Annotated in this window: 22 protein-coding genes; all 22 read right to left on the bottom strand. The window is 68.1% G+C overall.

What is annotated here, in order from left to right:
- Positions 1-173 precede the first annotated feature (173 nt).
- Positions 174-965: a flagellar biosynthetic protein FliR gene (fliR, locus tag GQ674_RS08390; protein WP_159496688.1), complete on the bottom strand. Its 792-nt coding sequence runs from the start codon at positions 963-965 to the stop codon at positions 174-176.
- 6 nt (positions 966-971) lie between these two features.
- Positions 972-1241, bottom strand: coding sequence for a flagellar biosynthetic protein FliQ (locus GQ674_RS08395; RefSeq protein WP_038688486.1), 270 nt, complete (start codon positions 1239-1241; stop codon positions 972-974).
- A gap of 1 nt (position 1242) precedes the next feature.
- Positions 1243-2028: a flagellar type III secretion system pore protein FliP gene (fliP, locus tag GQ674_RS08400; protein ID WP_038688484.1), complete on the bottom strand. Its 786-nt coding sequence runs from the start codon at positions 2026-2028 to the stop codon at positions 1243-1245.
- Positions 2029-2030: 2 nt separating this feature from the next.
- On the bottom strand, positions 2031-2450 hold the full coding sequence (gene fliO / locus GQ674_RS08405) for a flagellar biosynthetic protein FliO (protein WP_201290232.1): 420 nt from the start codon (positions 2448-2450) through the stop codon (positions 2031-2033).
- On the bottom strand, positions 2447-2782 hold the full coding sequence (fliN, locus tag GQ674_RS08410; RefSeq protein ID WP_128097107.1) for a flagellar motor switch protein FliN: 336 nt from the start codon (positions 2780-2782) through the stop codon (positions 2447-2449). Before fliN ends, fliO begins: the two co-directional genes overlap by 4 nt.
- Complete coding sequence (fliM, locus tag GQ674_RS08415) at positions 2779-3786, bottom strand: flagellar motor switch protein FliM (protein ID WP_038688480.1); 1008 nt, start codon at positions 3784-3786, stop codon at positions 2779-2781. Before fliM ends, fliN begins: the two co-directional genes overlap by 4 nt.
- 9 nt (positions 3787-3795) lie before the next feature.
- Positions 3796-4329 (bottom strand): flagellar basal body-associated FliL family protein, encoded by a 534-nt coding sequence (locus GQ674_RS08420; protein WP_181406296.1) that lies wholly within the window; start codon positions 4327-4329, stop codon positions 3796-3798.
- A gap of 318 nt (positions 4330-4647) precedes the next feature.
- Complete coding sequence (locus GQ674_RS08425) at positions 4648-5799, bottom strand: flagellar hook-length control protein FliK (RefSeq protein WP_159496689.1); 1152 nt, start codon at positions 5797-5799, stop codon at positions 4648-4650.
- A complete protein-coding gene (gene fliJ / locus GQ674_RS08430) occupies positions 5799-6257 on the bottom strand; it encodes a flagellar export protein FliJ (protein WP_038688476.1) in 459 nt (152 codons plus the stop codon). The genes GQ674_RS08425 and fliJ overlap by 1 nt, the downstream gene beginning before the upstream one ends.
- A gap of 3 nt (positions 6258-6260) precedes the next feature.
- A complete protein-coding gene (locus GQ674_RS08435) occupies positions 6261-7643 on the bottom strand; it encodes a FliI/YscN family ATPase (protein WP_038688474.1) in 1383 nt (460 codons plus the stop codon).
- Entirely contained in the window at positions 7640-8278 is a 639-nt protein-coding gene (locus GQ674_RS08440; protein WP_159496690.1) for a FliH/SctL family protein, read from the bottom strand. Before GQ674_RS08440 ends, GQ674_RS08435 begins: the two co-directional genes overlap by 4 nt.
- Entirely contained in the window at positions 8275-9261 is a 987-nt protein-coding gene (gene fliG / locus GQ674_RS08445) for a flagellar motor switch protein FliG (RefSeq protein ID WP_038692227.1), read from the bottom strand. The genes GQ674_RS08440 and fliG overlap by 4 nt, the downstream gene beginning before the upstream one ends.
- 16 nt (positions 9262-9277) lie before the next feature.
- Complete coding sequence (gene fliF / locus GQ674_RS08450) at positions 9278-10921, bottom strand: flagellar basal-body MS-ring/collar protein FliF (protein ID WP_159496691.1); 1644 nt, start codon at positions 10919-10921, stop codon at positions 9278-9280.
- Positions 10922-10933: 12 nt separating this feature from the next.
- The gene (fliE, locus tag GQ674_RS08455; protein WP_038688468.1) at positions 10934-11296 is read right to left on the bottom strand and encodes a flagellar hook-basal body complex protein FliE; all 363 of its coding nucleotides are present in this window, start codon (positions 11294-11296) and stop codon (positions 10934-10936) included.
- 424 nt (positions 11297-11720) lie between these two features.
- A complete protein-coding gene (locus GQ674_RS08460) occupies positions 11721-13211 on the bottom strand; it encodes a sigma-54 dependent transcriptional regulator (protein ID WP_159496692.1) in 1491 nt (496 codons plus the stop codon).
- Positions 13208-13585 carry a response regulator transcription factor gene (locus GQ674_RS08465; protein WP_159496693.1) on the bottom strand — a complete coding sequence of 126 codons (378 nt, stop codon included), beginning with the start codon at positions 13583-13585 and terminating at the stop codon, positions 13208-13210. The genes GQ674_RS08460 and GQ674_RS08465 overlap by 4 nt, the downstream gene beginning before the upstream one ends.
- Before the next feature lie 14 nt (positions 13586-13599).
- Positions 13600-15009 carry an RNA polymerase factor sigma-54 gene (rpoN, locus tag GQ674_RS08470; protein ID WP_159496694.1) on the bottom strand — a complete coding sequence of 470 codons (1410 nt, stop codon included), beginning with the start codon at positions 15007-15009 and terminating at the stop codon, positions 13600-13602.
- A gap of 262 nt (positions 15010-15271) precedes the next feature.
- Entirely contained in the window at positions 15272-15904 is a 633-nt protein-coding gene (locus GQ674_RS08475) for a response regulator transcription factor (protein WP_038688461.1), read from the bottom strand.
- Between the two features lie 118 nt (positions 15905-16022).
- On the bottom strand, positions 16023-16613 hold the full coding sequence (locus GQ674_RS08480; protein WP_137189423.1) for a PilZ domain-containing protein: 591 nt from the start codon (positions 16611-16613) through the stop codon (positions 16023-16025).
- The gene (locus GQ674_RS08485; RefSeq protein ID WP_159496695.1) at positions 16610-16918 is read right to left on the bottom strand and encodes a hypothetical protein; all 309 of its coding nucleotides are present in this window, start codon (positions 16916-16918) and stop codon (positions 16610-16612) included. Before GQ674_RS08485 ends, GQ674_RS08480 begins: the two co-directional genes overlap by 4 nt.
- Positions 16918-17334 (bottom strand): flagellar export chaperone FliS, encoded by a 417-nt coding sequence (fliS, locus tag GQ674_RS08490; protein WP_038688455.1) that lies wholly within the window; start codon positions 17332-17334, stop codon positions 16918-16920. Before fliS ends, GQ674_RS08485 begins: the two co-directional genes overlap by 1 nt.
- Before the next feature lie 133 nt (positions 17335-17467).
- The gene (fliD, locus tag GQ674_RS08495) at positions 17468-18850 is read right to left on the bottom strand and encodes a flagellar filament capping protein FliD (RefSeq protein ID WP_159496696.1); all 1383 of its coding nucleotides are present in this window, start codon (positions 18848-18850) and stop codon (positions 17468-17470) included.
- Between the last annotated feature and the right edge of the window lie 425 nt (positions 18851-19275).

Here is a 19275-nt window from a genome sequence, read left to right on the forward strand (position 1 = left end):
TGACTCTCCTTGGTCAGCACATCTGCAATGGCGTTGGGCATGCAGGCCGCACGTGCCTTTCCCCGGCGTGTGCGGCTCCCGGCCCCGGAATGCGGGCGGTGACTACAGCCTACCGCCAACGATGGGGGGGAGGGCAAGTGTCCGCGCGCACTTTTTCGTGAGGGCGGGGTGAATCAGTGGGTCACGCCGTCGGCGGCCTGGAAGGCGGCATCGAACAGGCGTTGCACCGGGGGGCCCATCTCGCCGGCCAGGACGGTCAGCAGGAACAGGCCCAGCAGCAGCGCCACCGGCAGGCCCAGCTGGATCGGGTTCAACGCCGGCGCGGCGCGGGCCAGCACGCCGAACGCCAGGTTGATCGCCAGCATCGCCACCGTCAGCGGCAACGCCAGGCTGAGCGCCCCGCGGAACACCTGCAGGGCAAACGTCGGTGCGGCACTGAGGAAGGCATCGATATCGGGCAGCGACGTGCCGATCGGCACCGCCTTGTAGCTGTCCATCAACAGCGAGATCAAGGCCAGGTGGCCGTTGGTGCTGAAGAACAGCAGGCCGAACAGCAGGTAGAACCACTGGCCGATCACGCCGGAGCTGCCGCCACGCAGCGGATCGCTCATCTGTGCGAAGGCCAGGCCGGTGCCCTGGGCGACCAGCTCGCCGGCCATGGCGCCGGCTTCGAACACCAGCCGCAGCAGGAAGCCGATCGACACGCCGATCGCCAGTTCGCGGGCGATGCTCAGTACGGTGGCCGCATCGAAGCCGGTCCATTCCGGCACCGGCGGCAGCAGCGGCGACAGCGCCACGGCCAAGGCGCCGGCCAGCACCACGCGCACCCGCGACGGCACCGCGCGGGTACCGATCAACGGCATCGCCATGAGCATGGCGCCGATGCGCAGCATGGTCCACAGGATGGTGCCGATCATGCCGAAGGCCTGCAGGCCGTCGGCAGCCATCTGGGTGGCGGAATCCATGGCCTGCTACCCGATCAGGTGCGGGATGCGCTGGAACAACAGCGTGGTGTACTCCACCAGCTGGCCGATCAGCAGGCTGCCCAGCGCGAACAGTACCGCGGTGAGCGCGGCGGCCTTGGCCACGAAGGCGATGGTGGGCTCGTTGAGCTGGGTGGCGGCCTGTACCACGCCCACCACCACGCCGACGATCAGCACGGTGAGCAGCAGCGGGCCGGCCACCCACAGCACCACGATCAGGCCGCCACGCAGTTCGGTCAACGCAAGTTCGGGCGTCATGTCACTGCACCGCGTTGAAGCTGGCGGCCAGGGTGCCGACCACCAGCACCCAGCCGTCGACCAGCACGAACAGCAGGATCTTGAACGGGGCCGAGACCAGCATCGGCGACAGCATCATCATGCCCATCGACATCAGCACGCTGGCCACGACCAGGTCGATGATCACGAACGGGATGAAGATCAGGAAGCCGATTTCGAAGGCGGTCTTCAGCTCGCTGGTGACGAACGAGGCCACCAGCACCGGGAACGGAATCGCGTCCGGACCGGAATAGGTGCCGTGCCCGGCCATACCGGCGAAGGTCATCAGGTCGGTTTCGCGGATCTGCGCCAGCATGAAGGCGCGCAGCGGCTGGGTGGTGAGCGTCCAGGCGGTCTGGAAGTCGATCTCGCCATTGAGGTATGGCGCCATGCCGCTGCCCCAGGCCTTCTGCCACACCGGCAGCATCACCATCGCGGTGAGGAACAGGGCCAGGCCCAGCAGCACCTGGTTGGACGGGGTCTGGCCGGTGCCCAGCGCCTGGCGCAGCAGCCCCAGCACGATGATGATGCGGGTGAAGGCGGTCAGCACCAGCAGCATCGACGGGATCAGGGTGATCGCGGTCATCAGCAGCAGGGTCTGCAGCGGCAGGCTGACCGGCTGGCCGCCGATCTTGCCGACATTCACGTCCGGCAGCGCCGGGGTGCCCGGCAGGCCGGGGGCGGCCATCGCCAGCGCCGGCAGCGCACACAACAGCAGGAGCAGCAGCAACGGCAGGTAACGGGTCCAGGAGGCGTTCGGGCCACGCATGATCAGGGTTCCTTGCGCAGCCGCTGTTGCAGCAGCTGGGCGAAATTCGGGAGGTTCTTGAGATTCGGCAGGTTCTTCAGGTCCGGCAGGCGCGCCGGCACCGGCGTCGGCAGCGGTTCGGGCAGGTGGTGCAGGGTGTTGATGCCGCCGGCGGTGACGCCCAGCAGCAGCTGCTCACCGTTGACCTCCACCACCACCACGCGTTCCTTGGCGCCCACGTTGAGGCTGGCCACTACGCGCATGCCTTCGGCCGGGCGGAAGCCGCTGCCGGGCATGCGCTTGAGCAGCCAGCCCAGGCCGACGATCAACGCCAGCACCGCCAGCAGCGCCAGCACCGCACCGAACATGCTCGGTGCGGCGGCCGCGTGCTGGCCGACCTTGGCCGCCGGGGTGCCGGCGGCGATGAGCAGCGATGCGATCAACGCAGTCTCCGGATCCGTTCGCTGGGGCTGACCACGTCGGTCAGTCGCACGCCGAAACGATCGTTGATGACCACCACCTCGCCATGGGCGATCAGGGTGCCGTTGACGAACACGTCCAGCGATTCACCGGCGCCGCGTTCCAGTTCCACCACCGAGCCCTGGTTGAGCTGCAGCAGGTTGCGGATCGGCAGGCGCGCGCGGCCCACTTCCAGCGACAGCGTCACCGGCACGTCGAGGATGACATCCAGGTTCAGTTCGGGCCCCAGGCTTTCATCGGACTGCAGTGTGGTGAACTGTGCCGGTGCCGGTTCGTTGGTTTCGATATCGTTCATTGCGGGTCTTCCTGGATAACGGGAACGCGTGGGCGGGTGCCCGGGGGATGGGTGGCGATGATCTTCACCGCGTTGCTGCCATTGGCGACGCCGAACTCGCCGGTGAACACCGGAATGTTCTCCACGCACACCGGCACCTGCGGCTGCAGGTCGATCGGCAGGATGTCGCCGACCTTCAGCCCGGTCAGTTCGCGCAGCGTCATGCGCTTGCTGGCGAGCACGCTGGACAGGGTGACTTCGGCGATGTTGAGCTGTTCGCGCAACATCACGCCCCAGCTGGCATCGCGGTCGTTGCGGTCGCTCTGGATGCCGGCATCGAGCAGTTCGCGGATCGGCTCCAGCATCGAGTAGGGCAGGGTGACGTGGATGTCACCGCCACCGCCATCGAGCTCGACATGCAGGCGGCAGACCACCACGTACTCGCGCGGCGTCACGATGTTGGCGAAGTGCGGGTTGATCTCGGAATTGATGTATTCCAGTTCCACGTCCATCACCGGCGCCCAGGCTTCCTGGAGGTCGGCGAAGGTCTGCTTGAGCAGCAGGTGGATCACGCGCATCTCGGTGGCGGTGAACTCGCGGCCTTCGATGCGGGTGGGGTAGCGCCCGTCACCGCCGAAGAAGTTGTCCACGATCGCGAACACCAGCGTCGGCTCGAACACGATCAGCCCGGTGCCGCGCAGCGGCTTGAAGCGGATCAGGTTGAGGTTGGTAGGCACGTACAGCGAGTGCATGTAGTCGTTGAACTTGATCAGCTCGATGCCGCGCACCGACAGCTCGGCCGAGCGGCGGATCAGGTTGAACAGGCCGATCCGCCACAGGCGCGCAAAGCGTTCGTTGACCATCTCCAGGGTCGGCATGCGCCCACGGATGATGCGGTCCTGGCTGGCAAAGTCGTAACTGCGCGCTTCGCCGGGGGTAGCCGCGTCCACATCGGTTTCGACCGCACCCGAATCCACGCCATGCAACAGCGCATCGATCTCGTCCTGGGAAAGCAGGTCATTCATGGTGTGCCCTTACTGGGTGACGAAGCTGGTGAACAGCAGTTCGTCGGCGCCCTTGGAGCCGGTTTCGGCCTTGAGCAGCTTCTGCACTTCGGCCAGCGAGTCGGCCTGCAGGCGTTCCTTGCCGGCGCGGTCGGCGATCTGGGTCGGCTCGACCTGCGAGAACAACATCAGCAACTTGGCGCGGATGGCCGGGGCGTGCAGCTTGATCGCCTCCAGCGCGGCCGGGTCGCGGGTCATCAGCTGCACTTCCACCTGCAGGTAGCGTGGGCCGTCGAAGCTGCTGTTGAGGTTGACCACGAACGGCGGCTCCAGCCCGAAGTACTGCGCCGGTGCGGGCATGGCCTTGCTGGCGGCCGGCTTGGCGGCCTTGGGATCGTGTGACTGGGACGAGGCGAAGTACCACGCACCGCCACCGGCGGCGCCGGCGGCGAGCACGGCCACCAGGGCGGTGATCAACAACGGACTACGCGGCTTGGCGGCCTTGTCCTTGTCGGCGGATTTCTTGGTTTTGTCGGCGGCTGCGGCCACGAGGGGAAGCTCCATTGGATTGCTTCCTGCCTACATGCAAAGGCCGTGCCTGAATGCCGGGGCGCGCCGGTGTCGGGTTTCTGGCGCCCGCGATGCCGAGGTAGAGCCGACCGTTGGTCGGCTTCACGCATAACCGTGATTCCCCCGGTAGAGCCGACCGTTGGTCGGCTCCACGTATACCCGTGATTTCCTGAGGAGCCGGCCAGCGGCCGGCACTACCGGGTGCGGGCGGTGCTTGGCGAGGAGGAAAGCCCCTGAGTCAGGGGGCGGCCGCGAATAAGACGGGGCCCACGCGTTGCGCAGCAATGCGTCGGAGCGTAAGCGCGCATGCGCCTACGCGTACGCGTCAACCAACCCGCGCTGGCGCATCAGCTGCGCAGGCGAGACGGTGATGTCGGCCAGCGTCGGTTCGCCGTCGCCGCCGGTCGCGCCGCCCTGCCCATTGCCGTCCTGGCCGCCCTGCGCGGTGTGTTGCTGGCCCACATCGGCGTTGCCGAGCTGGAAGCCCTGCTCGCCGAGCATCTCGCGCAGACGGGGCAGGCTGGTTTCCAGCGCGTGGCGGACCTCGGCATGGGCGCTGTTGAAGCTGGCGTGCACCTTGTCGCCGTCAATCTGCAGGCGCACTTCGATCTGGCCCAGGTCATGCGGGGTCACCCGGATGACCGCATGGCCGATCTTCTGGTCGGCCAACCAGCCGATGCGGGCGCTCATGGCATCGCCGAAGTCATCGGCGCCCACGTCCGGGGTGGCGGTCGGGCTGCCGGTGAATGCCCCCGTGACCGCACTGGTTTTCAGCTCGGCAGTGGCGTGCAGCGCGTGCAGCAGCGGGGTGCCCGGGGCATCACCATTGTCAGCGCCGGCCAGGGCGTCGGTCACGGTCTTGAGCAGCGCCGGGTCGTCGGCCACCGTGGCATCGGCGGGCAGCACCAACGCGGCGGCCGGTTCGCTGGCGGTAGCGGCCCCCGCCGCAGCGACCGCCAACGGCAGCGCCGGGGTGGGCAGCGGGGCAGCGGTAGCCAGCAGCGGGTCGGCACCGGTCGCCGCAGCGGCGGCCGGTTGCAGTACGGGCGGCAGCTGCGGCGGGGTGCCGGCCAGGGCGAGCCCGGCCAGGCCGAGCGGCGGCCACGGCGCGGGCTCGGTGTCGTCCGCATTGTCCTGTGCGGTCGGTTTCGCGGCGGCGGTGCCTTCGGTGGTTACTGCGTCGCCCGTCGCTTCGGTGGCGGCGTCGCTGCCCGGACGCTTGGGCGCATCGGCAGTGGCGGCGGTGTTCGGCTCGGTGCCGGATTTGGCTGACCCGTCGGCAGTGCCCGCGTTGCCGGTCTTGCCGGCGGGGCGCGTGGGCGCCTTGGCGGTGCTGGCGGCATCGCCGTTGAGCAGGGCGTCAAAGTCCCGGCGGGTATCGCCGGCCGACCCGTCGCTGCGCGGGGATGTACCGGTGGCCTTGGCAGCGCCGGTGGACGCGGTGCCCTGGAGTGCGGGGGGCATCACGGCGTGCCTCCGGTGTCGGTGTCTTCGCGCTGCGCCTGGCGGCTGCGACGCGCGCCCAGGTCGTCCATCTCGCGCTGGTCGCGGCGGTCGGTGACCACCTTCTCCTGCGCGCGGTAGCTGGCGGCCAGCTGTTCCAGCACCGCCTTGTCGCGGCTGGCCAGAATCAGGCGCGCGCGCTCGGCCTCGACCTTTTCGCGGTTGTGGTCCACGGTCTGGCGCTGCTGTGCCACGGCACTGTCCAGGCGGTCCAGGAACGCGCGCCGGTTGAGCAGCTGGGCCGGGCTGGTGGCCGCCATCTGCGCGTTGGCGTACTCGTCGGCGTAACGGCGCAGCTCGTCCAGGCGCGACAGGTGGGTGTCGAGCGTGCGCTGGCGTTCGGCCAGGTCACGGGCGACCTCGTCTTCGTGGTCCTGGGCTCGCTTGAGCAGGGGATCGAAACGCTTGGACTGGATCATGGCTTAGCTCTCAGGTTCCACCAGGCGCTTGAGTGCGGCCTGGCTGTGCGGCAGGTCGGCGGCCTTGCCGACGTCCTGGCCGAGGAATTCGGCGATGTCCGACCAGCGCTCCAGCGCTTCGTCGGTGGCCGGATCGTTGCCGCGCTGGTAGGCGCCGATGGCGATCAGGTCGCGGTTGGACGAGTACGCCGAGACCAGCCGCTTGAGCTTGCGGATGCGCAGGCGCCACGGTTCGTCGGCAATTTCAGTGACCACGCGGCTGACCGACGATTCGACGTCGATGGCCGGGTACAGGCCGCTGTCGGCCACCCGGCGCGACAGCAGGATGTGGCCGTCGAGAATCGCGCGGGCCGCGTCGGCGATCGGATCCTGCGGATCGTCGCCTTCGGTGAGCACGGTGTAGAAGGCGGTGATCGACCCCCGGCCCTTGGCGCCGTTGCCGGCGCGTTCCACCAGCGCCGGCAGCTTGGCGAACACCGACGGCGGGTAGCCGCGGGTGGTGGGCGGCTCGCCCACCGACAGGCCGATCTCACGCTGGGCCTGCGCGAAGCGGGTCAGCGAGTCCATCAGCAGCAGTACGTTCAGGCCCTGGTCGCGGAACCACTCGGCAATGGCGGTCGCGCGGTAGGCGCCGTGCAGGCGGGCCAGCGGTGGGCGGTCGGCCGGGCTGGCCACCACCACCGCGCGGCGCAGGCCTTCTTCGCCCAGGGTGCTTTCAACGAAGTCGCGCACTTCGCGGCCGCGTTCACCGATCAGGCCCACCACGATCACGTCGGCCGCGGTGTAGCGGGTCATCATGCCGAGCAGGGTGGATTTGCCCACGCCCGAGCCGGCGAACAGGCCGACACGCTGGCCACGGCCGATCGGCAGCAGCGCGTTGATCGCGCGCACGCCCACGTCCAGCGGCTGGGTGATGGGTTCGCGGGCAAGCGGGTTGATCGATACCCCGGCCATGCTCACGGTGCCTTCGGCGCGGATCGGGCCTTTGCCGTCCAGCGGCACGCCATCGCTGTCGATGACCCGGCCGAGCAGGCCTTCGCCCACTTCCACGCCGCCGCGGCCCAGCACCGGCACCACTCGCGCGTTGGGCAGCAGGCCATGCAGTTCGGCGCTGGGCATCAGGTAGGTGCGCTCGCCGGCAAAGCCGACCACTTCGGCATCCACCCAACCGCCGTCGGCCACTTCCACCTTGCAGCTGGCGCCCATCGGCGATTCGCAGCCCACCGCTTCCAGCGTCAGCCCGACCGCGCGGCGCAGCACGCCTTCGCGGATCAGGCCACGGCCGTGGTTGCCGTCGGGCTGGATGCTGTCCAGGCGCGCGGCCAGGCGCAGGTTGCGCGCGGGGGCCCACTCGGCGGCCGGGACGGGCAGGGGTTCGGTGTTCATGCACTGGCTCCGGATTTGCGCAGCACCGCATCCAGCGCGCCACGCAGGCGTGCCTCCAGGGTGCCGTCAATGCGCACCGCTTCAGCGTGCACGCGCAGGTCACCGCGGCTCAGGCTGACGTCGGGGGTAAGGCGCTGGGTGGACGACAGCTGCAACAGCGGGGTGAGCGCGGCGATGTCGTCCGGGTGCAGGCGCACTTCGACCTCGCGGTTGGCGCCGCCGACCGCGTCGACGGCCTCGCCCACCAGCTGCGCGAGCAGCGCCGGGTCGGCCTGGTACGCACGCCCGACCAGGGTGCCGGCGATGCGCACCGCCAGCTCGCCCAGCGCGGCCACCACTTCATTCTCCAGCCGCACCAGCGGCCGGCTGAAGTTGTCCAGAATGCCTTCGATCTGTGCGACCAGACGGCGTACCTCGGCCTGGCCCTGGGCCTGGCCGTCGGCATGGCCGCGGTCGAAGCCGTCTTTCTCGGCGGCGTCCTGGATCTGCTGGATTTCCTCCAGCGTGGGCAGCTGCAGCAGCGGTTCCGGTTCGTGCTCCGGATCCGGTTCGGTGAGTTCGAAACTCTCCTCCGCCGGCGCCGGTTCGGGCACCGCCAGCAGGTCCGGGGCAAGCCAGCGCACGGCGTTGTTCACAGCATCGCCTCCGCGTTGCCACCAATGGTGACGGTTCCTTCATCTGCCATGCGCTTGACGATGGCCAGGATCTCGCGCTGCGCCACTTCCACGTCGGACAGGCGCACCGGACCGCGTGCCTCCATGTCTTCGAGCAGGATCTCGGCGGCGCGCTGGGACATGTTGCGGGTGATCTTGTCGCGCACCTTGATGTCGGCGCCGCGCAGGGCCAGGCCCAGACGCTCGCCGCTGACTTCGCGCAGCACCAGCTGCAGTTCGCGGTCGTCCAGGTCGACCAGGTCGTCGAACACGAACATCAGGTCCTGGATGCGCCCGCTCAGCGGGGCGTCGATGCGGGCGATCTCGCCCAGGATCGCCTGGTCCTGGCCGCTGTCCATGAAGTTCAGGATGTTGGCCGCGCACTGCACGCCGCCGATGTTGGACGACTTCAGGTTCTGGTTGCCGGCGAACTGGCGCTCCATGATTTCGTTGAGCTCGTTCAGCGCGTTCGGCGGAATGCCGTCCAGGGTGGCGATGCGCAGCAGCACGTCCACCCGGGTACGCTCGGGCAGCAGCTTGAGCGCGTCGGCGGCCTGGTCGGTTTCCAGGTGGGCCATCACGATGGCGATGATCTGCGGGTGTTCGTTGCGGACCAGGTCGGCCACCGCACGCGGGTCCATCCACTTCAGCGCGTCCAGGCCGGTGGTGTTGCGGCCGAGCAGGATGCGGTCGATCAGGTTGCCGGCCTTCTCGCTGCCCAGCGCCTGCACCAGCATGTTGCGGATGTAGTCGTCCGAGCCCACGCCCAGCGAGGTCTTGGAGCCCAGTTCGGAACTGAACTGGTCCATCACCCCTTCGACCTGGGCACGGGTGATGTCGGTCATGGTGGCCATGGCGATGCCGATCTTCTGCACCTCCTTGGGCTCCATGTGGCGCAGCACTTCGGCCGCGTCCAGTTCACCCAGCGACAGCAGCAGCACGGCAGCGCGTTGTACGCCGCTCAGCGGCGCAGTGGTGGCGTCAGTCATTGGCCACCCAGCCCTTGACCACCTGGGCCACGCGCTTGGAATCGGTCTTTACAGCTTCACGCGCCATGCGCAGTCGTTCCTCGTAGGAGTCCACCGGCAGCGCCAGGGTTTCATGTCCGGCCGCGTTCAGGCGTTCGCTGCCCAGTGCGGGCAGGCCTTCGCCATCGTCGACCAGCTGTACATCGGCACTGTGCGGTTCCAGTGCCTCATCGCTGTCTTTTTTGGTCTGGCCGGTGATCGAGCGCAGCGCCGGGCGCAGCACACCGAACACCAGGGCCAGCACCACGATCGCGCCGAGCAGCAGACGCAGTGCGTCCTGCACCTGCGGCAGCTCCCACCACTTGGGCCCTTCGACCGGGGTGACTTCACGCACGAACGGGGCATTCATCACCGATACGGTGTCGCCACGTTCGGCATCGAAGCCGACCGCCTGCTTGACCAGGGCTTCGACGCGGGTCAGTTCGGCCGCCGACAGTGCCTGCTCGGTGGTCTTGCCGTTGGCGCCGGCACGCGGCACGTTGTCCACCAGCACCGCCACCGACACGCGTTTGATGCGGCCCGCCGGCTGGCGGGTGTGCTGCAGGGTGCGGTCCAGCTCGTAGTTGCGGGTGGCGTTCTTCGAGGTCTCGGTCGGCGCGGCGGCGGTGGCCGGCGCGGCGGTCGGGCCGGGCGGGGTGTTGCTGGCCGCACCGGGCACGCCCTGCGGGCCGGGCACGTTGCTGCTGTTCTCGCTCATCTGCTCGCTGCGCAGCTTCTGCGGCTCGCCGTTGTACAGCTCACGGGCTTCCTCGATGACCGAGAAGTCCATGTCCACGCTGGTTTCCGGATTGACCCGGCCCGGGCCGGTCATCGGCTCCAGCAGTTCGCGGATGCGCTGGTTGAACGAGGTTTCCTGGCGGCGCACCTGTTCGAACTGCGCGGCATTCATCGCCGCATCGCTGTTGGGGTCGGACACGCTGAGCATCCGCCCGCTCTGATCGACTACGGTGACGCGTTCGGGGGTCAGGTCGGGAATGCTGGCGGCCACCATGTGCACGATGGCATCGATCTGGCCGCGTTCCAGCTGCTGGCCACCGCGCAGTTCCAGCACCACCGAGGCGCTGGCCACGTCACGCTGGCGGGTGAAGGCGCTGGGCTTGGGAATGGCCAGGTGCACGCGCGAATCGCGCACCGGGCGCAGCGTGTTGATGGTGCGCGACAGCTCGGTTTCCAGCGAGTGCTGATAGCGGGCGTTTTCCATGAACTGGCTGACGCCGAAGCCCGGATCGCGTTCCATCAGCTCGAAGCCGAGCCGGCCGCTGTCGGTCAGGCCCGAGCCGGCCAGCTTCAGGCGGGCGTCGTGCAGGTTCTTTTCCGGCACGGTGATGCCACCGGTGGCCGGATCCAGCTCGAACGGAATCTGCGCAGCACGCAGCAGGTCGGTGGCTTCGGCGGTGGCCTTCTGGTCCAGGCCGGTGTACAGCGGCACCATGCCCGGCTTCTGCGACCAGAAGAACACGAACAGACCTGCCGCCACGGCCACGGCGATCATCGCCATCAGTCCGAGCCGACGGGTGATCTGCAGGCTTTGCAGCCGGTCGAACCACTGCCCAGCCTTTTCGGTGTTCAGCGATTCTTTGGAGAGCGACAGGGCCATGCGTTTCTATCCTTACAGCGGCATGTTCATCACGTCCTGGTAAGCCTGGACGAGACGGTTACGGACTTCCACGGTGGCGCGGAAGGCGATCTGGGACTGCTGCGAGGCGACCATCACCTTGGCAAGGTCGGCACCGGGTTCACCCAGTTCGAAGGCCTTGGCCAGGGCGCCGGATTTCTGCTGGGCATCGTTGACGCCGGCAATGGCGCCACGCAGGGTTTCGGTGAAGCTCGGGCCCTGCACTTCCTGGGGGGACACAAGGCCCTGGATGGCATTGTTCTTCGGCGCCTCTGTCAGCGGGCTGACGGCGGACTGCCCCATCTGGGTCTGGAAGGAGCGGATCTGGGAAAGGACGGAGGTGACGGAGTGCGACATCTGGAACGTTCCGAAGCTGGGATGGGGTTTCGAGTGAATACGTTGCAAGTGGCGTGCCGAAACCGTTTATCGGTTCAGTTTTGTTGGTGGCACAAGGGTTTGCGTGTTCACGGGGTGACGGCGTGCGGGGCGGCCGGCCGGTTGCGCGACGGAATGTTGCTGCGGCGGTTTGACGCGGCGTGCGTGCCGGAGCACCGGCGTCGGAAAACCGGCGGGGGGTGTGCAGCCGTCCATGGGGTGGCTCTACCGCCGTCGTGCGGTCTTCCATGGGGCGGTATCGGAGTGCCTTCGATGCTGGTCAGCGCGTGGCGCGTGTCTGTCGGAAAACGTGCAATCTCAAGGCAGGCCGATGCCGGTTCGGGCCGCCACAACGATAAAGCCCGGGACAGGCCCGGGCTTCTGCGTCATTCCAGAGGCGGTCGAATCAGCCGGCCAGTTGCTCCTGGTCGCGCTCGATACCGTACTTGCGCAGCTTTTCCACCAGGGTGGTGCGGCGCAGGCCAAGCAGCTGGGCGGCGTGGGCCACCACGCCCTGGGTGCGTTCCAGGGCTTCGTTGATCAGGTTCAACTCGATGTTGGCCATGTGGTTGCGCAGGTCCAGGCCGGCGTCGGGCAGGGCCGGGACGCGGGCGGTCGGGCCGCTGTCCATGGCGGTACCGTTGCCGGGCGTCGGCACGTGGAAAGAAAAGCTGCGCAGGTCCAGGCGCTCGTCGCTCACCGGTGCCGGGGCCACCACGGGTGCCGGGACGCTGACGCTGAAATCGCCGCGGTAGCGCGCCGGCAGGTCCTGCACGCGCACGGTGCCGCCGGGGTGCAGCACGGCAAGGCGCTCGACCAGGTTGGTCAGTTCGCGCACGTTGCCGGGCCACTCGTAGCTGGCCAGCGCCTGCAGGGCCTCGGCACTGAAGCGCACTTCGCCGCGACCGGTGCGTGCCAGCTGTGCGGCAATGGTGGTCACCAGCGCCGGCAGGTCTTCGCTGCGCTCACGCAGGGCCGGCACGTCGATCGGGAACACGTTGAGGCGGTAGAACAGATCCTCGCGGAACTTGCCGTCGGCGATGCGCGATTCCAGGTCGCGGTGGGTGGCGGCAATCACGCGCACGTTGCAGCGGATGGTCTGGTTGCCGCCCACGCGCTCGAAGCTGCGCTCCTGCAGCACGCGCAGCAGCTTGACCTGCATCGGCAGGCTCATGTCGCCGATTTCATCCAGCAGCAGGGTGCCGCCCTCGGCCATTTCAAACCGGCCCTTGCGCGCGCTCAGTGCACCGGTGAAGGCGCCCTTTTCGTGACCGAACAGCTCGCTTTCCAGCAGCTCGGCGGGGATCGCGCCGCAGTTGATCGCCACGAACGGGCCATCGCGGCGCGGCGAGCGCTGGTGGATCGAGCGCGACACCACTTCCTTGCCGGTGCCCGATTCGCCCAGCACCAGCACGGTGGTGTCGAACGCGGCCACCTGCTCGATCATCTGGCGCAGTGCGCTGACCGCCGCACCTTCGCCGGTGGGACCCTGTTCCTGCACGGCACCGGCCTGGTGCTCGGCGTCCAGCCGCTTCAGGCTGGCACGGCGCAGCAAGGCTTCCATCTGGGCGTGGCGCAACGGCGCTTCCAGCGGCCATACGTTGGCTTCGTGCAGGCCATGCTGCTGGGCGAAGCGCGGGGCATCGCCGTCGATCAGCATCACCGGCGGGGGCAGTGCGCCCTGGCCGGCCCAGGCGAACAGCGCATCGCTGCGCGCGCCGGCTTCCAGGCCGCCGATGATCACGGCCATCCAGTCGGTGGAGCGCTGGCGGGTGATGTCGAAGTCGGCTGCGTCGGCGACCCAGCGCGGGTTGAAGTCCATGAATTCGAGCAGGGCGACGGTGCGCTCGGCACGCACCGCGTCGCTGTCCAGTACCAGGATGCGCGACTCACTCATGACCCATTCCCCTTCAGACCTTCCAGGATCGGCATGACCTCCTGGATGTAGGACAGCTTGCTGACGAAGTTGTCGGCGCCGGCACGCAGGGCGTGATCGCGGTGCTCGACGTCGTCGAAGTGGCTGGCGATGACGATGTACGGGGCGTCGTCCTGCGACTTGATCAGGCGGGTGGCCTGCAGGCCACCCATTTCAGGCATCGCCAGGTCCATCAGCACCACTTGCGGGCGCAGCGTTTCCGAGCGTTCGATGGCTTCCAGGCCGTTGGCGGCGCTGCCGATCACGTCCAGCCAGTCGACCTTGCGGAAGTGGCGCATGGCGGCGTTGATGAAGCCCTCGTGGTCGTCGACCAGCAGGACGGTGAGCTTGTTCATGTCTTCCATTTCCTTCAGCCCACCCGGGCCAGTTGCGGAGTCCTGGCATTGATCCGGCGGCGTTCACGGGCCGGGGCGATGTCCAGTTGTTCGCGGTATTTTGCAACGGTACGGCGGGCGATGTTCACCCCCTGGCGCGACAGCAGGCCGGCGATGGCTTCGTCGGCCAGCGGGCGGCCGGCCGGTTCGGCGTCGATCAGGCGGCGTACCATGGCCTTGACGGCCTGGCCGGAGACGCTGGCGCCTTCCAGCCGCACCGCGAAGAAGTGCTTCAGTTCCAGGGTGCCGCGCGGGGTCTGCAGGTACTTGCCGGTGGTGATGCGCGACACGGTCGATTCGTGCATGCCGATCGCATCGGCCACTTCCTTCAGGGTCAGCGGCGCCATGGCCTCTTCGCCGCGGGTAAGGAAGCCGGCCTGGCGCTCGATGATCACCCGGGTGGTGCGCAGCAGGGTGTCATAGCGCATGGACAGGCCGCGGGTCAGCCAGCGTGCTTCCTGCAGCATGTCGCGCAGCGGCTGGGCCGCCTCGCCGGCATCGGCCAGCGCATGCTCGTAGCTGGGGTTGATGCTCAGGCGGCGGCTGGTGGCCGGGTTCAGCGCCACGCGCCACTGGTTGTCGGCGTGCCAGGCGATGACGTCGGGGATGACCACGCCGTTGTCCTCCGGGCGCAGGCTGTCGCCCGGGCGCGGCTGCAGCGACAGGATCAGGCGGACCGCCTCATGAATGTCGGCCACTTCGGCGTCGAGCTGGCGGGCCAGGGCGATGTAATCGTGCGCGGCGAGGCTTTCCAGCCCGTTGTCGAGTACGCGCTGGGCCAGGTGGCGGGCCGGAACGCGGCCGGGCAGGGCGCGCAGCTGCACGCTCAGGCATTCATGCAGGTCGCAGGCGGCCAGGCCGGCCGGGTCACCGTGCAGGATCTGCTGGCGCACGGCTTCCACGCCGGCCGCGTCCACGTCGTGATGGGCGCTGGCCAGCAGCTGCAGCTGGGCCAGCGGGGCGTCCAGGTAGCCGGCGTCATCGCAGTGCTCCAGCCAGAAGCCGGCAACCGCCAGTTCGCGTGCGTCCAGTTCCAGGCTCAGGCGCTGCAGGGCACGCAGCTGCGGGTCGCTGGACTCGTCGGCGGCAATGCGCTGCATGCGGTCGTCGTCGCCGTCCTGCCAGCTGGCGCCGGGAACATCCCACATCGCGCTTTCGGGCAGCTCGTCGAACGCGGCCACTTCCTGCACGGTGGTGGTGTCGCTGGTCTCGGCGGCGGGCGCGTCGGGCGCATCCTCGATCTCCAGCAGCGGATTGGTCTCCAGGGCGCGGCGGATCTCCATCTCCAGCTGCATGCCGTCCAGCTGCAGCAGCCGGATCGACTGCAGCAGTTGCGGCGTGAGGTGGAGCTGCTGACCCAGCTGGGTCGACATCGTCGGCTTCATGTGTGTTCCCCATCGCGCCGACTCCCCGACGCGTTATGGAACACATCTTGCTTGTGTTATCCCGACACCGTAATCAGGGGGTTCCCTAGTGCTGTCGTCAGGTTCCTGACAGTGAGTAAGGAAAATCCCTACACCGGCGCGGAATATTGACGCCCCTTGCGACTGGAACCCTTGTATCTGGTCGCCGGGGTGGCCCGGTGCCGTTCAAATTCCCGTCGCCGCCCCGCCTGAAGGCTTCAGACTGCCGGAGAACCGGCGCACTTCATTCCAGTTCGTGCTGGTGGCGCGCGGCAAGCAGCAGCAGATCATTGGCGCGGCGGCAGCCCAGCGACTCCATCATGCGCGCGCGGTGAGTTTCCACCGTCTTGACGCTGATGCCGAGGTCAGCGGCGATTTCCTTGTTGCTTTCGCCGCGGCCGATCTGGCGCAGGATCTCGCGCTGGCGGGGCGACAGCGCCGCCACCCCGACCGGTTTTTCCTTGCCCAGCATCGGCGCCAGCATCTTGGCCGAGATCTGCGGACTCAGGAACACCTGGCCGGCATGGGCGGCCAGCAGCGCCAGTTCCAGCTCCTGCGGGGCCGCGTCCTTGACCACGAAGCCGACCGCGCCGCGATCCAGCGCATCGCGGACGTGCACCGCGTCGTCGTGCATGGTCATCATCACCACCCGGGTGCCGGGCGCGCGCAGCAGGATGTCGCTCAGGGCTTCCAGGCCGGTACGGCCCGGCAGCGACAGGTCCATCAGGATGACATCGGGGCTGTGCTGGATGGCCATCTGCAGCGCCTGTTCGGCATTGCTGGCATCGGCGACCACCTCGACATTGGCAAAGCCCTGGAGCAGGCGGCTGAGGCCGGCGCGGACCAGGGTGTGATCGTCGACGATGAGAACGCGCACAGGCAGGCTTGGGGGGATGTGAAGAAGACGGCCACATTAACGGAGTGGCGGCCTACCGCCAAGCCGAACGCGTCACGGTGTGCCGGGCCGGACGGCGGCCGGCACCCTTGAGCCCCGGTTACGGGCGGCGATCGGCCAGGCGCGCCTGGGCAATCTGGCGCCGGTGCAGGCGGAACAAGTGGCGTTCCAGCGCCATTTCCAGCGCATCGCTCATCGGCTCGAAGCGCAGCCAGAGGAAGTGCGCGCCGGCGCCGGTGGCCGCTTCGGCCAGCACGGCGACCGGCAGGTCGATATGGTCGGGCAGCCAGTCGCAGGGCTGCAGCCGGATCACGCCCAGGCTGCCGGCGGCCGCGCCGCTGCGCGCACCCTGTTCCAGGCGGATGCCACGGCGCGACCAGCGCAGCGGGCGGAGGTCCAGGTCCTGGGCGCTTTGCCGCACCAGCCGGCCCAGCAGCACCATGGTCAGGTCCAGCTTGGCCTCCAGCCGCTGCATCTGCGCACTGGACTCGCCGCGGTCGTCGTGGCCGTCGTCGCTGCGCGCATCTTCCACCAGGGCCACGCTGCGCAGCAGGGTTTCGGCCGTGCCGGGACGTATCACCGCACTGCCCAGGCGGAACTCGGCCGGCAGCGCCACCTCGCAGCTCAACGTTTCATCGAACAGCTCGCTTTCGGCCGGATGATGGATCGCCGCGGGGCGCGCGTCGTTCATGCCAGCGACTCCGCAGTGAGGTAGGCGTGCGCCGCCCGGTTGGCGTTGGCGCCGTGGCGCAGGTGGCGGCCGGCTTCGTCGCGCTGGCTCATCATCATCACCATGATCCGCTGCTGGCGGCCTTCCAGGGCACTCAGGCCGGGCACATCGTCGAGGGCGCCGGGCTGGGCCAGGAACCGCGCCTGGTTGACGTGCAGCGTATCCAGGCAGTCGCTGGCGCGCTCGTGGTCATCGGCCAGCAGCGCGGTTTCCAGCGTGTCCAGCTCGGCATTGAGGTCGGCCAGGGTGAGCAGGGTGGTCGCCATTACAGCGCGGCCTGGGCAGGCACGCGCTGGTCGCGCGGGATCGCGTTCCAGGCGGCGTCGATTTCGCCCAGCAGCTCCAGCGATTCACGCAGGGCTTCGGGGTCGTTGTGCAGGTTGGCTTCGGTCAGCCGCTGCATCACATAGTCATACAGCGCCGACAGGTTGCCGGCGATCTCGCCGCCGGCCTCGTGGTCGAGCGAGCCGTTGAGGTGGCCCACGATCGCGCAGACTTCGCCGATCGCCTTGCCCTTGCGGGCCTGGTCGCCGCCTTCCAGGCAGGCCTGGGCCAGGCGGACGCGTTCCAGCGCGCCGGCCAGGAGCAGGGCGACCAGCTTGTGCGGATCGGCGTCGGTGATCGCGCTCTGCACGCCGACCTGCCGGTACTGCTCGGTGAATTGACGGTTCGAACCGTACATCAATCATGTCTCCTTCGTGCGGGGCCGCGTGCCTCGCGAGGTCTGCGGCACCGGGGGTGGAGCCTGCGTTGTTACTGCGTCGGTACCTGTATCGGCAGCGTGCGCGATTAACTTGAGCACGCTGCCGTAGGGATCAACCGGCCAGCTGGCTGAGCTGCGCGCTCAGCGAGGAGGTGGTCTGGCTGAGCTTGCCCATCAACGTATCCAGGGCCAGGAACTGCTTCTTGTAGCGCTCTTCGACACCGGCCATGCGCACGTCCAGGGCCTTGCGGCGCTTGTCGATGTCGGTGAGGGTGGCGTTGATGCTCTTGGTGCGCGAGACGAAGGCGCCTTCCTTGCCCACCGTGGTGCTGGTGTAGCCGTCCACCATGTTGAACAGCTTGGCGGCCGCGCCGTCGTCACCGGTCAGGGCTTCGCGCACGGCACCGGCCTTGTTGACCAGGGCCGCTTCGAACTTGGTGCCATCCAGCACCAGGCTGCCATCGGCATTGGGGTAGGCCCGGGTCTGCAGCCCCAGCGTCTTGGGATCCAGGCCGGCCGCGGCCAGGTCCTTGAGCACGCCGCCCATCATGGCGCGCAGTTGGCTGGACGCGCCACGCATCTGCGCATCGCCGGTCAGCGACGACGGCTCCTTGTTCTCGATGTCGTACTTGGTGGCGGTGTTGATCGCGCTGATGGCGCCGTTGTAGGCGGTCACGAAGTCCTGCATGACCTTGCGTGCGGCGGCCACGTCGGTGCTGACGGTGACGGTGCTCTTGCCCTTGGCCTTCAGGTTCAGGGTCAGGCCGGGAACCACGTCGGTGACGGTGTTCTCGCTGGCCACCACTTCAACACCATCGATGGTGAGCTTGGCATCGGCCGCCGGGGTGCGTTCGGACATGCTGGCCGCCAGGGCGGTCAGGTCGGCATTGCCGGCGCCGGCGCTGAGCTTGATGGCATTGGCGGTGCCGGACTTCTCCTGCGAGATCGACAGGAACTGGTTGTCGCCCGAGGCGATCAGGGTGGACTGCACGCCCAGGCTGCGGCCGGCCTTTTCGATCTTGGTGCGGATCGAAGTCAGGGTGTCATCGGCCTCGACCTGGATTTCCAGCGTCTTTTTCTTGTCGCCCACGCCGACGTCCAGCGTCAGGGTTCCGGCGCCGAAGGTCTTGGTCTTGGGCACGGAGGTGTCGGCGATCCACTTGTTGGCCGTGGCCAGCTGGGTGACGTCGATCTCGTGGCTGCCGGTTGCCGCGGCGTTGGTGCTGCTGACCGTCAGGATCTCCACGGTGTCGGCCTTGGTCGCACTGACCAGGCGTGCATCGAACGCGGTGGAGGCCTTGAGCGCTTTGAGCGAGGTGGTCAGCACGTCGAACGCGGACTTGACCGTGCCCACCGCCGACAGCTGCATCTTGGCCTTGGACTGCTGCAGGTTGAGCGCGTTGTCCGCCGGCTTGCGGTCGGCCGCGACCAGGCTGGCCACCATGCCGGAAATATCCAGTCCCGAACCGATGCCACCATAACCAAAGTCAGCCACGTTGTTTCTCCTGTCTGTGAGCCGCCGCGGGGGTGCCGCGTGGCCGTGCCGTCAACGAATGTAGCGGCCGTAGCCGCCGGGTCTTTAGAACCACGTTGATGCAGGAGTTGTGCCACTGGCTCGGCGCGGAAGAATGGCACGCGCTTTGCAGGGGTATCCGGGCGGGACGCAGTACTGGTCCGGCCAGGGGTCTGTAAAAAACCCTCCTCCAATGTAGAGGAGGGCTCAGGCTACTGAAAAAGCGGGGGGAGACGAAGCCACCCGGGATGTTCAGTCAAACTAACAGCGCTGATAACGGTTCTGCCGCAGGGGCGGGCCATGGCCACGGGGATGTGGCTGCCGGGAGAGAGAGTCCGGCCCATGGCCATGGCCCGTTCCTGCGTGACGTTTGAACGGATGTTTCGGGGTTTGCCCGCGCCGCCGGC

Origin of the sequence: Stenotrophomonas sp. 364 (genome assembly GCF_009832905.1) — a bacterium.
GTDB lineage: Bacteria > Pseudomonadota > Gammaproteobacteria > Xanthomonadales > Xanthomonadaceae > Stenotrophomonas > Stenotrophomonas maltophilia_AP.